Source organism: Pauljensenia sp. 20925_1_25 (genome assembly GCF_041433955.1).
In the GTDB taxonomy this organism is placed as follows: domain Bacteria; phylum Actinomycetota; class Actinomycetes; order Actinomycetales; family Actinomycetaceae; genus Pauljensenia.
The window spans coordinates 61,217-74,027 of the sequence record NZ_JAPWCL010000012.1 but is presented as its reverse complement, the minus strand read 5'-3'; the positions used below and the strand labels follow the sequence as shown (position 1 = coordinate 74,027).

General features: G+C 64.9%; 12 protein-coding genes and 1 tRNA gene. 10 read left to right on the top strand and 3 right to left on the bottom strand.

Annotated elements, in window-relative coordinates; all coding sequences use genetic code 11:
- Nucleotides 1-39 precede the first annotated feature (39 nt).
- Nucleotides 40-127: transfer RNA gene (locus O3932_RS06750), tRNA-Ser, on the bottom strand.
- Between the two features lie 99 nt (nucleotides 128-226).
- Complete coding sequence (locus O3932_RS06745) at nucleotides 227-724, bottom strand: hypothetical protein (protein ID WP_371537182.1); 498 nt, start codon at nucleotides 722-724, stop codon at nucleotides 227-229.
- 158 nt (nucleotides 725-882) lie between these two features.
- Between O3932_RS06745 and O3932_RS06740 the strand changes: the two genes are divergently transcribed.
- Nucleotides 883-2,256: a uracil-xanthine permease family protein gene (locus tag O3932_RS06740; protein WP_299241665.1), complete on the top strand. Its 1,374-nt coding sequence runs from the start codon at nucleotides 883-885 to the stop codon at nucleotides 2,254-2,256.
- A 103-nt stretch (nucleotides 2,257-2,359) separates the two neighbouring features.
- Here the strand turns inward: O3932_RS06740 and O3932_RS06735 are convergent, their stop codons facing one another.
- Nucleotides 2,360-3,067, bottom strand: coding sequence for an ion transporter (locus O3932_RS06735; protein WP_371537179.1), 708 nt, complete (start codon nucleotides 3,065-3,067; stop codon nucleotides 2,360-2,362).
- Nucleotides 3,068-3,209: 142 nt separating this feature from the next.
- Here O3932_RS06735 and O3932_RS06730 point away from each other — a divergent pair, with 142 nt between their 5' ends.
- The 9 genes from O3932_RS06730 to O3932_RS06690 all read left to right on the top strand — a co-directional run bounded on the left by O3932_RS06730 (nucleotide 3,210) and on the right by O3932_RS06690 (nucleotide 12,766).
- A complete protein-coding gene (locus O3932_RS06730; RefSeq protein WP_371537176.1) occupies nucleotides 3,210-3,677 on the top strand; it encodes a MarR family winged helix-turn-helix transcriptional regulator in 468 nt (155 codons plus the stop codon).
- Nucleotides 3,674-4,561, top strand: coding sequence for an ABC transporter ATP-binding protein (locus O3932_RS06725; RefSeq protein WP_371537174.1), 888 nt, complete (start codon nucleotides 3,674-3,676; stop codon nucleotides 4,559-4,561). The genes O3932_RS06730 and O3932_RS06725 overlap by 4 nt, the downstream gene beginning before the upstream one ends.
- Nucleotides 4,558-5,196, top strand: coding sequence for an ABC transporter permease (locus O3932_RS06720; RefSeq protein WP_371537171.1), 639 nt, complete (start codon nucleotides 4,558-4,560; stop codon nucleotides 5,194-5,196). Before O3932_RS06725 ends, O3932_RS06720 begins: the two co-directional genes overlap by 4 nt.
- Nucleotides 5,193-5,888, top strand: coding sequence for an ABC transporter permease (locus O3932_RS06715; RefSeq protein ID WP_371537168.1), 696 nt, complete (start codon nucleotides 5,193-5,195; stop codon nucleotides 5,886-5,888). The genes O3932_RS06720 and O3932_RS06715 overlap by 4 nt, the downstream gene beginning before the upstream one ends.
- The gene (locus O3932_RS06710; protein ID WP_371537166.1) at nucleotides 5,885-6,802 is read left to right on the top strand and encodes a glycine betaine ABC transporter substrate-binding protein; all 918 of its coding nucleotides are present in this window, start codon (nucleotides 5,885-5,887) and stop codon (nucleotides 6,800-6,802) included. Before O3932_RS06715 ends, O3932_RS06710 begins: the two co-directional genes overlap by 4 nt.
- A gap of 261 nt (nucleotides 6,803-7,063) precedes the next feature.
- Nucleotides 7,064-8,653, top strand: coding sequence for an ABC transporter substrate-binding protein (locus O3932_RS06705; protein ID WP_371537164.1), 1,590 nt, complete (start codon nucleotides 7,064-7,066; stop codon nucleotides 8,651-8,653).
- A 312-nt stretch (nucleotides 8,654-8,965) separates the two neighbouring features.
- The gene (locus tag O3932_RS06700; RefSeq protein WP_009648267.1) at nucleotides 8,966-9,892 is read left to right on the top strand and encodes an ABC transporter permease; all 927 of its coding nucleotides are present in this window, start codon (nucleotides 8,966-8,968) and stop codon (nucleotides 9,890-9,892) included.
- Entirely contained in the window at nucleotides 9,885-10,856 is a 972-nt protein-coding gene (locus O3932_RS06695) for an ABC transporter permease (RefSeq protein WP_009648258.1), read from the top strand. Before O3932_RS06700 ends, O3932_RS06695 begins: the two co-directional genes overlap by 8 nt.
- A complete protein-coding gene (locus tag O3932_RS06690; protein WP_314567686.1) occupies nucleotides 10,853-12,766 on the top strand; it encodes an ABC transporter ATP-binding protein in 1,914 nt (637 codons plus the stop codon). The genes O3932_RS06695 and O3932_RS06690 overlap by 4 nt, the downstream gene beginning before the upstream one ends.
- Nucleotides 12,767-12,811 lie beyond the last annotated feature (45 nt).

Here is a 12,811-nt window from a genome sequence, read left to right as displayed (position 1 = left end):
CAACAAAAACCCCGGAACCTCAATGGGTTCCGGGGCTAGTGGCGGAGGATGGGGGATTCGAACCCCCGAGGGCTTGCACCCAACACGCTTTCCAAGCGTGCGCCATAGGCCACTAGGCGAATCCTCCGTGCACATCGTGCCGGACAATCATAAGCAATAAACACCCCGCAGCGCCAATCCAAGCCAATGGGGCACGTCACAGCACGCCGAGTCACGCGCATTCCACCTACGCCAGTGCATACATAGTGAGTATGAAGAACACGACGAAGGCGTCGTAAATCAGCGCAGCGAGCGCCTCGCGCGTGCCGATCCGCCCGGGGAGTTCCTGCGCTCTGATGAGGGCGATAATCGCCAGGACCACGCTGATGATGAGCGTAATGCCCATCCCGGGGATGCTGAAGACCGCGAACCACAGGGAGGTGCGCGCCAGCGGGTTGGTGATTGGCTTGGGGGAGGTGTAGCCGCCGCCGACGAACACCTCGTACGAGTCGACGTATTCGGTGCCGGGGAAGGGGGCGGTACCCGCGTTGGTCGCGTCGGGCGTGGCTGACATGTAGGCGTACGGGTCGACCTGGTCCGAAGAAAACGGCGAGGCCGGGTATGAAGCGCCGGGATACGGAGTCGCGCCCGGGTACGAGGCCGTGGCCGGGTACGAGGCCGTGGCTGCCTTCCCCGAAGGCGCGCCGCTGGGGGCGGGGGTTGGGTAGGGTGCCTGTGCGCTCATGCGTCCACTATCGCATAACGAAAGGGGCGTCCACCACACTTTGTCGGCGCATGCGCGTTTTCAGCGTCAAAATGCGCAGGTCAGTAGATGAACGCGCTACCCTGTTGTTCCGACCGGTACGGCCATCCCGCCCATCAACTGATCGGATTTGTACGCTTATGAGCGAAACGAAGACCTCGCTGTTCCGTTGGAAGCTTCACGGTAACGGCACGTCCATTAATCCCGGTGACGTCGTCCTCCCGGGTGAGCGACTGTCGTGGCCGCGCACTATTGGCATTGGCGCCCAGCACGTGGTTGCAATGTTTGGTGCGACGTTCCTTGTTCCGTTGTTGACTGGTTTCCCGCCGTCAACAACGCTTTTTTTCACGGCGATCGGCACGCTGCTGTTTTTCCTGATTACGGCGGGTCGTCTGCCCTCGTACCTTGGGTCGTCCTTCGCGCTGATTGCGCCGATCCAGGCGGTGTCGGGGACCTTGGGTTCTTCCTACGCGCTCGGCGGCATTATCGCTGTGGGTGCGACGCTCGCGCTCGTCGGCCTGATCGTCCACTTCGCGGGCGTGCGTTGGATTGACGCGGTGATGCCGCCGGTGGTGACGGGCGCGATCGTGGCGCTCATCGGCCTGAATCTGGCTCCCGCCGCGTGGAACTGGGTGAAGCAGGGACCGATCACGGCTGTCGTGACGATTGTGTCGATCTGCCTTGTGACTGTCCTCTTTAAGGGTATCCTCGGTCGTCTTTCGATCCTCATTGGCGTGCTGATCGGCTATGCGGCCGCGATTATCCAGGGTCAGGTCGACTTCTCGAGCGTCGGTCAGGCCGCTTGGATTGGCTTCCCCGAGTTCCACACCCCGGCCTTCTCCGTCTCGACCCTCGGCCTGTTCCTGCCGGTTGTGTTCATCCTGGTTGCTGAAAATGTCGGCCATGTGAAGTCCGTGTCCGCGATGACCGGTGAAAACATGGACGACTTGACGGGCCGCGCGCTGATGGCGGATGGCCTCTCGACGATGCTGGCCGGCAGTGGCGGCGGTTCGGGTACGACCACCTACGCGGAGAACATCGGCGTGATGGCGGCGACCCGCGTGTATTCGACGGCGGCATACATCATCGCGGCTGCCGTTGCCCTGGTCCTGTCGATGCTGCCGAAGTTCGGTGCCCTGATTGCGACGATTCCCCCGGGCGTGCTGGGCGGCGCGGGCACGGTCCTGTACGGCATGATCGGCATGCTGGGCGTTCGCATCTGGGTGCAGAACCGCGTGGATTTCTCCAACCCTGTGAACCTGAACACCGCCGCGGTCGCCCTGATCGTTGCGATCGCGAACTTCACGTGGAACGTGGGCGGGATGTCGTTCGAGGGCATCGCTCTGGGCACTGCCTCGGCTCTGGTGATCTACCACGGCATGCGCCTGATCTCGAAGCTGCGCGGCACGAACCTGGAGGCGGCGACGCCTGCGTCGGCTCCGTCGGGTTCGGAGCTGGAGGGTGAGGCGTATTCGAAGCGTCACCGCTCCCCCGCGCCGCGGGCTGACGCCTGATCTGACGCGTTCATTGACGAGGCCGGGGCTCGGCCACTCGCTCACCGCACGGTGAGGGGTGGGTCGGGCCCCGGCCTCGTCTGTCCCTCTAAATTCCACACACTCAGTCGCTCAGGCCTCCGTCGTCACCGCGCAGTTCGTCGAGCATTCCCGCGGTAATAATGCCCGAGGGCAGCGCGACGACGGCGACGCCCATGAGCGAGGAGATCATGGCGATCGTGCGCCCCACGTCGGAGGAGGGGTAGAGGTCGCCGTAGCCGACGGTCGTCAGGGAGACGACAGCCCAGTAGACGGCGTCAAAGAACGTGTTGAAGGTGTCCGGCTCGACGTTGAAGATGACGAGGGCGCTGACGAGGATGTAGCCGATCGCCAGGCAGAGGACGGCGAGCAGCGCCTCCCTTTGTTTCTCGAAAACGGCGGCGATGGCTGAGGCGCCCTTCGAGTAGCGGATGAGCTTGAAGGCCCGTAGGGAGCGGAAGAGGCGGAGGACTCGCAGCGTGCGCAGCGCATCGTTGAGGGCGTTGAAGACGGGCAGGATCGACAGCAAATCGATGATCGCCATCGGCGTGAACGGGTAGATCACAAAAGACAGTATGCCTTTTTGGAGCTTCAGGTCCGCCGTAACCCATCGGGCCAGGTAGTCGATGATGAACACGAGGACGCACCCGTACTCGATTGTCTCGAGGATGGGGCTGGATTCTTTGAAGCACAGGGGCAGGAGGCTGGCGATGATGAGGACCGTCATGACGCGCCCGCACCACATCGCAAGGCCTTCGTCGCCGTTTAACAGGTTGTAGAGCCGTTGTCGCACCTGCGACCTCCTCACTGCGCGCGCCCGCACCGTTGCCGACATAACGCACTGTACCACCGCGGTCACGCCGTACATACGAGTAACACATCCTCAGCCTGACAGAAAGTAGACATAGAAATCATTTCCCCCTAGGATCATATACATGGCAACGAATACGTCATCCCTGTTCACCGCCCTCGTGGGCGCGGAACTGCGGGTCTGGAACTCGCTCGAGGCCGCCCTCACGGAGGCCGGAAACCCACTGTCACTGGGTCGCTTCCTGGTCCTGCGTACGGTCCGGGATACCCGGGCCTGCCGCATCCAGGAGGTGGCGGAGAGCCAGGGCATCACGCTGGGCGCAGCCTCGCGCCTCGTGGATCGTCTGCATCGTGACGGTCTGCTGCACCGCACGCCCTGCGAGCACGACCGCCGCGCCATCATCCTGACTGTGACGGACGCAGGCATCGACCACCTCGCGAGTGCAGAGACCATCGTCGCTGCCGAACAGGACCGCCTCTTCGCGCCCCTGTCCCCCAATCAGCGGGACATTTTCGCCCGAGCCCTCACCCTCATTGCCGAGGCCTCGAACCCCGCGCGCCGCGTCACATCAGCACGCAGGGGCCGCGCGTGATTCGCTTCGACCACGTGTCCAAGACCTACCCGGGCGGCACGCGAGCCGTCGAGGACTTCTCGCTGACCATCAAGCAGGGCTCGACGACTGTGTTCCTGGGCACATCGGGCTGCGGCAAGACGACGCTCATGCGGATGGTGAACGCGATGGTTACCCCGACCTCGGGCACGGTGTTCGTACGCGACCAAGACGTGACGGGCGCGGACCCGGTACACTTGCGCCGCTCGATCGGCTATGTCCTACAGGAGGGCGGTCTGTTTCCGCATCGAAGCATCGCAGACAATATCGCGACCGTTCCACGTCTGGAGGGCGTCAACAAGGCAGAATCCCGCGAGCGCGCACTCGAGCTCCTGACGCTGGTGGGGCTGGAGCGCGAGATGGCTGATCGCTACCCATCCCAGCTGTCGGGCGGGCAGCGCCAGCGCGTGGGCGTGGCCAGGGCGCTGGCGAACCGCGCGGATATCCTGCTGATGGATGAGCCGTTCGGGGCGCTGGACCCGATTGTGCGCGCGGACTTGCAGCGGGAACTGAAGGAGATTCGGCGGGCGCTGGGAACGACGATCCTGTTCGTGACGCACGACGTGGATGAGGCGTTCACACTGGGCGACCAGGTCGCGGTTCTCTCCACGGGCGGGCGCATCGAGCAGGTGGGAACCCCCGCCGAGCTGCTCTCCTCCCCCGCGTCGCCTTTCGTCGCGGAGTTCGTGGGGGCCTCGCGCGCGGCGCGCCCGGTGCGCATCGCCGGGCCGGGCGGCCTAGTCCTCGACGAAGACGGGACACCCGTGGGCATGCTCGCACGCGACGGGAACGAGGCCTCGGCCGCGTCGGGCGTATCGCCCGCGCCGCGCGGGAGCGCCCGGCCCGTCGCCGGGGAGCGCTCGTGACCTGGCTGTCTTCGAATTGGGCGCTGATCGGGCAACTCACGCTCGCCCACCTGTGGATTGCTCTGCCGGTCATTGCGCTCTCGGTCGCACTCTCGGTGCCTGTGGCGCGCTGGGCGGCGTTTTCACGCCGCGGCGGATGGGTTCTGTCGGCGCTGTCGGCACTGTACGCGGTGCCCTCGTTGCCGCTGCTGGTGGTTATTCCGGTGATCATTGGGGTGGCGCTACGTTCAAACGCGAACATGATCGCGGTACTCACCCTCTACGGTGTGGCGGTGTTGGTGCGCCAGGTGGCCGAGGGCTTCCGCACGATCCCGCGCGCGACTCTGCAGGCCGCGAACGCGTGCGGATACTCGCTGCCGCGACGTTTCGTGGAGGTGGAGTTGCCGCTGGCGACGCCGGTGATCGTGGCGGGCACGCGCGTGGTCGCCACGTCCACGGTGTCGTTGGTGACGGTGGGAGCGTTTATCGGGGTGCGTTCGCTGGGCACGCTGTTCACAGACGGTTTTCAGCGCGGCATCACCATCGAGGTCGTGGCTGGCTTGGTCGCGACGGTTCTCCTGGCGCTCGTGGTGGACGCGGCCGTGCAGGGGATAGGCTGGGCACTGACCCCGTGGGTCCGTCAGGAGCGCGCATGAGTATCTTCCTCGAAGCCCTGAGCTGGCTGACTACCCCGGCGAATTGGCTGGGAGAGTCGGGGATTCTGACTCGCAGCGCCGAACACCTGGGCCTCACCTTCCTGATCGTCGTCCTCGCATCCCTCGTCGCACTGCCGCTGGGCACGGTGATCGGTCACACGGGCAGGGGCCGGTGGCTGGTGAGCGCGACGGGAGCGGCCCGCGCGGTCCCCACCCTCGGCGTGTTGACGCTTGCCGGACTGTGGTTGGGGATCGGGCTCGCAGCCCCAACGCTGGCGCTCCTAGTGCTGGCGATCCCACCGCTGCTGTCGGCAACCTATTCGGGGATCGCCTCGACACCGCGCCCGACCGTGGATGCAGCGCGAGCGATTGGACTCACGGAACCCCAGATCCTCGCGCAGGTGGAGTTCTCCCACGCGGCCGGCCTCATCGCAGCGGGCGTGCGCTCGGCGACCCTGCAGGTGATCGCGACGACCACCCTGGCGGCCTACACGGCGAACTACGGCCTGGGCCGTTTCCTGTACGCGGGCCTGAAGACCCGCGATTACGCGCAGATGATCGGCGGCGCGATCATCGTGGTCGCCCTTGCGCTGGCGACCGACGCGCTCCTGGCGCTCATCGCCCGGCAACTTCAGACCCGCACCCATTCTTTCGCTGACGAAGAGAACAACTCACTCAAGGAGTCACTATGAAACACACAATGATCACGATGGCTGCCATCGCGGCCTCGACACTGGCTCTGGCCGCCTGCGGTTCGGCGGAGTCGATCAGCGGCAACGCCAGCGCAGAAGGCTCCAAGAGCGGCTCGACGACGCTCGTCGTGGGTTCGCAGGACTACTACTCGAACGAGATCATCGCCGAGGTCTACGCCCAGGCCCTGGAGAACGCCGGGTACACGGTGGACCGACAGATGCGGATCGGTCAGCGTGAGGTCTACATGCCCGAGATCGAGGCCGGCACAATCGACGTGTTCCCCGAGTACACAGGCAACCTGTTGCAATATTTCGATCAGAACGCGACCGCCCGTTCGACGGACGAGGTCTATGACGCGCTGACCACCCTCCTCCCACAGGGGCTGCAGGCGCTCGATCAGGCACCGGCGACCGATCAGGATTCCTACGTGGTGACCACGACCTTCGCGACGGAGCATTCGCTGTCGTCCATCGGGGATCTGGCCGGGGCGGGGCCGCTGACCTTGGGAGGAAATTCGGAGCTGGAGACGCGCCCGTACGGCCCGGCGGGACTCGCGCAGACCTATGGAGTGTCGGTCAACTTCACGCCGATTGAGGACTCAGGCGGCCCGCTCACCGTCAAGGCCCTGACAGACGGCGATATTCAGCTGGCAAACATCTATTCTTCGGATCCGGTGCTGGCCGACGGGTCGCTGACGGTCCTGAAGGACCCAAAGGGCCTGTTCCTGGCCTCGCACGTCGTGCCCCTCGCCTCGTCGCGAGTGGATGACAAGGCCGCCAGCGTCATCAATCGGGTCAGCGCTGCGCTGGAACCCTCGGACCTGGTCGAGATGAACCGCGCGTCTACGCAGGATCAGAAGTCGGCCTCGCAGATCGCGCGCGAGTGGCTGACCTCCAAGGGCCTGCTCTCCTGAGTCCTCTCTTATGGACGAGGCCGGGGCTGAGGATGCATGATCGCGCTCCTCACCCCGGCCTCGTCGATTGATTATTTGGTCACAAAACAGCCCTTTTATGTGACTCACACCATTATTTGACCTTCTTTTTACGTTTGTAACCAAAATGTAATGCGCACATGATGGACAGCCACGGTATCTTCCACGTTCAACGAGCTACCCTCAGACCATGACCTAGGGCATCGCCCCACGGTCCCGTCCATCAACCAGGAGGAAGTAACCGTGAACCTGAAGAAGGCATGGCTCGCCATTCCCGTCGGCGCCGCACTCGCGCTGAGCGCCTGCTCTGGCGGCACCAACGCTAACGCTGTCGTCATGAACGGCTCTGAACCCCAGAACCCGCTCCTGCCGGGTATGACCAGCGAAAACGGCGGCGGCAAGATCCTGTCCGCAATGTTCAGCCAGCTCGTCCGCTACGACGTTGACGGCACCCCCGTCCTCGACGTCGCCGAGTCCATCGAACCCAACGAGGACAACACCCTCTGGACCGTCAAGCTCCACCAGGACCGCAAGTTCTCCGACGGCACCCCCGTCAAGGCTGAGAACTTCACCCGCGCATGGCAGCTCATCACCTCCCAGAACCAGACGCAGGCTTCCTTCTTCGACTCCTTCGAAGGCACCGACGAGGAGGGCGCAGGCGACCTGTCCGGCGTCGAGGACGTCGACGACTACACCTTCACGATCAAGCTGAAGCAGCCCAGCTACGACCTCGTCAGCCGCCTCGGCTACACCGCCTACGCGCCGCTGCCCGACTCGACCCTCGACAACCCCGAGGCCGGCGGCCAGAAGCCGGTCGGCAACGGCCCCTACAAGCTCGCCTCCGACACCGCGTGGGAGCACAACGTCAAGGTGACCCTGGTCCCCAACGAGAACTACGTCGGTGACACCCCGGCACAGAACGAGGGCGTCGTCTTCAAGTTCTACCAGTCGATGGACGCCGCCTACAACGACCTCAAGGCCGGCAACGTGGATGTTCTGGACGCCATGCCCTCCTCGGCCATCGGCTCCTACCAGACCACCTTCGCGGACCGCTCCGTCAACATGCCCTACGCCGGCATCATGACGCTGACCATCCCGCAGTACCTGGATCACTTCTCCGGCGAGGAAGGCCAGCTGCGCCGCCAGGCCATCTCCATGGCCATCAACCGTGACGAGATCACCGATCAGATCTACTCGAAGACCCGCACCCCCGCCAAGGACTTCACCGCCCCCACCCTCAAGGGCTACTCCGATAACCTGCCCGGTTCCGAGGTCCTGACCTACAACCCCGACAAGGCGAAGGAACTGTGGGCCCAGGCCGACGCCATCGCCCCGTGGGACGGCACCTTCGAGATCGCCTACAACTCCGACGGCGGCCACAAGGAATGGGTGGACGCTGCCGCGAACTCCATCAAGAACACGCTGAACATCAGCGCCGAGGGCAAGCCGATCGTCGACTTCAAGACCATGCTCCAGCAGGAGGACGAGAAGACCATCGGCGCAGCCTTCCGCTCGGGCTGGCAGGCCGACTACCCGTCGATCTACAACTTCCTGCAGCCGCTGTACGTGACCGGCGCAGCCTCCAACAAGGGCTTCTACTCCTCCACGGAGTTCGACAACCTGATCACCCAGGCCGCCGGTGCCCCCACGGAAGACGATGGCATCGCCATCATGCAGCAGGCCCAGGAACTTCTCCTCAAGGACCTGCCCGTCGTCCCGCTGTGGTACTACAACGCCAACGGCGCATGGAACAACAAGGTCGACAATGTGAGCTTCGACTGGCACGGCCAGCCGATCGCCTACAAGATCACCAAGACGACCGCGAAGAAGTGAACTCCTAAGAGTTGACCTCTCGAGGGGGCGGGTGGCTCAAGCCACCCGCCCCCTCGCGCAACAAGTAGCCCACCGACAGGCAAACCGCGCACCCAACCCGCCCCGGCCTCGTACATGCCCGCATCGTGGGCCACACTTTCGCCCACCAGCAGGGGGAACACGCCTGATCCGCCGGCCACATAACGAACCCCATACCTCATTTGCTCATTCTTTACCCTATGATGGGAGATATAGGCAGCCCCGCCCCCAGCGGGGCGTACGCTCGGGAGCGGCACCGCGCCCATCCCTCGACACGAATCTAAAGGATTGCCCATGCTCCGCTACATCGGACGGCGACTCCTCCAGACCATCCCGGTCTTTTTCGGAGCCACCTTTCTGATCTTCGCGATGGTCTACCTGATGCCAGGTGACCCCGTTGCCGCGCTCGGCGGCGACCGCGGCCTCACCGAGGCGGCCGCTGCGAAGATCCGCGCCGAGTACCACCTCGACCAACCTTTCTGGATGCAGTATCTGCTCTACCTCAAGGGCGTGTTCACCCTTGACTTCGGCAAATCCTTCAACCAGCAGCCCGTCATCGACGTCATGGCGCGGGCATTCCCCGTCACGATGGCCCTCGCCATCTACGCCCTCGCCATCGAATCCATCTTCGGTATCACGCTGGGCACCATCGCCGGCGTGCGCCGCGGCGGCTGGTTCGATTCCACGATCCTCGTGTTCTCGCTCCTGCTGATCTCGGTGCCGACCTTCGTCCTCGGCTTCGTCCTACAGTTCCTCCTCGGCATCAAACTCGGGATCTTACCAGTCACAGCCAGCGTCTCCGTCGACTTCGCATCCCTCACCATGCCAGCCATGGTGCTCGGCGGCGTCTCCCTGGCCTACGTCATCCGACTGACCCGCCAGTCCGTCTCCGAGAACGTCTCCGCCGACTACGTACGCACCGCACGCGCCAAGGGCCTGACCAACCGCGCTGTCATGTCGCGCCACATCCTGCGCAACTCCCTCATCCCCGTCGCCACCTTCCTCGGCGGCGACCTCGGCGCCCTCATGGGTGGCGCCATCATCACCGAGGGCATCTTCAACATCAACGGCGTCGGCGGCACGCTCTGGCAGGCCATCCGACTGGGCGAGGCCCCCACCGTCGTGTCCATCACGACCGTGCTCGTCCTCGTCTACATCCTGGCCAACCTTGTCGTTGACCTCCTCTACGCCGTGCTCGACCCGAGGATCCGCTATGAGTGACATCATCCCCTCCGCCAACATCGCCCGCACCCGCGCCGGGCAGGACCACTACGTCTCCGACATCGACGAGACCGGCCTCGGTGCCGTCGACGCAGTGCCCGACGAGGGCGCCCCCTCCTCGATGTGGGGCGAGGCCTGGAAGCGACTGCGCGTCCGCCCCCTCTTCTGGTTCGCGGCCATCATCATCTTCGTGGCCATCATGATCTCGCTCTTCCCCTCGCTGTTCACCAGCCAGGACCCGCGCTACTGCGAGCTGTCCCGCTCGCTCGGCGGCCCTGAGCTGTGGAGCCACCCCTTCGGCTTCGACAAGCAGGGCTGCGACATCTACTCGCGCGTCATCTACGGTGCCCGCGCCTCCGTCTCCGTCGGCGTACTCACCACAATCGCCGTCGTCATCATCGGCGGTACGATCGGTGCCATCGCCGGCTACGTCGGCGGCTGGATCGACGCCGTCCTCTCGCGTATCACCGACGTCTTCTTCGCGATCCCGCTGCTCCTCGCAGCCATCGTCTTCATGCAGATGTTCAAGGAATCCCGCTCCATCGCCATGGTCGTCATCGTCCTGTCGACCTTCGCGTGGACGTCCATCGCGCGAATCACGCGAGGCTCCGTCATGAGCGCCAAGAACGAAGAATTCGTCACCGCCGCACGCGCCACCGGCGCCTCGCGCGGACGCATCCTGATGAGCCACATCATCCCCAACTCGATGGCCCCCATCATCGTGTACGCGACCGTCGCGCTGGGCACCTTCATCGTGTCCGAGGCCTCCCTGTCCTTCATGGGCATCGGCCTGCCGCCCACGATCGTCTCCTGGGGTGCCGACATCTCAACGGCCAAAGACCAGCTGAGCGACGCCCCCATGGTGCTCTTCTACCCGGCCGTCGCCCTGGCCCTGACCGTCCTCAGCTTCATCATGATGGGTGACGCCGTGCGCGAAGCCCTCGACCCGAAGGCACGCAAGTGAGCGAAACGAACAACCCCGCCCTCTCCGACAAGGAGATGGAAGAGATCGTCGAACGAGCCGTCGCCCCCAGCGCGGCCCCGGCCTCGTCCGACGTCCACCCAGACGACGAGCGCCCCCTGCTCAAGATCACAGACCTGGAAGTCACCTTCACCTCCTCAACCGGCGTCGTCCCCGCCGTGCGCGGCGCGAACCTGACCATCTACCCCGGTCAGACCGTCGCCATCGTCGGCGAATCCGGCTCCGGCAAGTCCACGACCGCCGCCGCCGTCATCGGCCTACTGCCCGGCACCGGCAAGGTCGCGGGCGGCACCATCGAGTTCGACGGCCAGGACATCACCAACCTGAGCACTAACCAGTGGGTGGAGCTGCGCGGATCCGGCATCGGCCTCGTCCCCCAGGACCCCATGAGTAACCTGAACCCCGTGCTCCGCGTGGGCTACCAGGTCAAGGAGGCCCTGCTCGCAAACAACGTCGTGCCCAAGAGCGAGGTCGGCGAACGCGTCACCCAGCTCCTCGAGGAAGCCGGCCTGCCCGACGCCGAACGCCGCGCCAAGCAGTACCCGCACGAATTCTCCGGCGGCATGCGCCAGCGCGCCCTCATCGCCATCGGCATGGCCGCGCACCCCAAGCTGCTGATCGCCGACGAACCCACCTCCGCCCTGGACGTCACCGTCCAGCGCCGCATCCTCGACCACCTCGGCAAGCTCACCGCCGAAATGGGCACCGCCGTGCTGTTCATTACGCACGACCTCGGCCTGGCAGCCGAACGCGCCGAGCAGCTCGTCGTCATGCACCGCGGCCGCATCGTCGAATCCGGCCCCGCCCTGGAGATCCTCCAGCACCCGCAGCACCCCTACACGAAGCGCCTCGTCTCAGCCGCCCCCTCCCTCGCCTCGGCCCGCATCGAATCCGCCCACAAGCAGGGCATCTCGGTCACCGAAGAGGAACTCACAGGTGCCGGCAAGGGCGCGACCTCCACGGAAGCAATCATCCGCGTCGAAGGCCTCACCAAGGAATTCGACATCCGTGGTGCCAAGAAGGGCAACGACACCTTCCTGGCCGTCGACAACGTGTCCTTCGAGCTGCGTCGCGGCACGACCCTCGCGGTCGTCGGCGAATCCGGCTCCGGCAAGTCGACCGCCGCGAACATGATCCTCCAACTCCTCGAACCCACCGCCGGCAAGATCTTCTTCGACGGCAAGGACACCTCGACGATGACGCGCACGGAACTATTCCAGCTGCGTCGCCGCCTCCAAGCCGTGTTCCAGAACCCCTACGGATCCCTGGACCCGATGTACTCGATCTTCCGCCTGATCGAAGAACCGCTGAAGATCCACGGCTACGGCACCCTGGCATACGCCAAGCAGGAGATCGCACGCGCACAAGCGACCGGCCGCGACCCCGAAGAGTGGATGACGAAGCTCGTCGAAGCCTCCGACGGAAAGCGCACCCTAACCGCCGCCGAAAAGCGCGAACTCAACCCGAAGAAGCTGCGCATCGAACGCGCCGCCGAGCTGCTCGACATGGTAGCCCTGCCGCGCAGCGCCATGCGCCGCTACCCCAACGAACTCTCCGGCGGCCAGCGCCAGCGCGTAGCCGTAGCCCGCGCCCTCGCGCTCAACCCGGAAGTCATCGTCCTGGACGAAGCCGTGTCCGCGCTCGACGTGCTCGTGCAGAACCAGATCCTGTACCTGCTCAACGACCTGCAGGCACAGCTGGGCCTGTCCTACCTGTTCATCACGCACGACCTGGCAGTCGTCCGCCAGATCGCCGACGACGTCATCGTCATGGAGAAGGGCAAGCTCGTCGAGGCCAACACCACCGACGAACTGTTCAACAACCCCGTCGAGGACTACACGCGCGAGCTGATCGAGGCCGTCCCCGGCCGCAACATCCAGCTCAACCTGTGAGCAACTGACGCACGTGAGTGTGGGGCCCGAGGCGCTGTGGCGCTT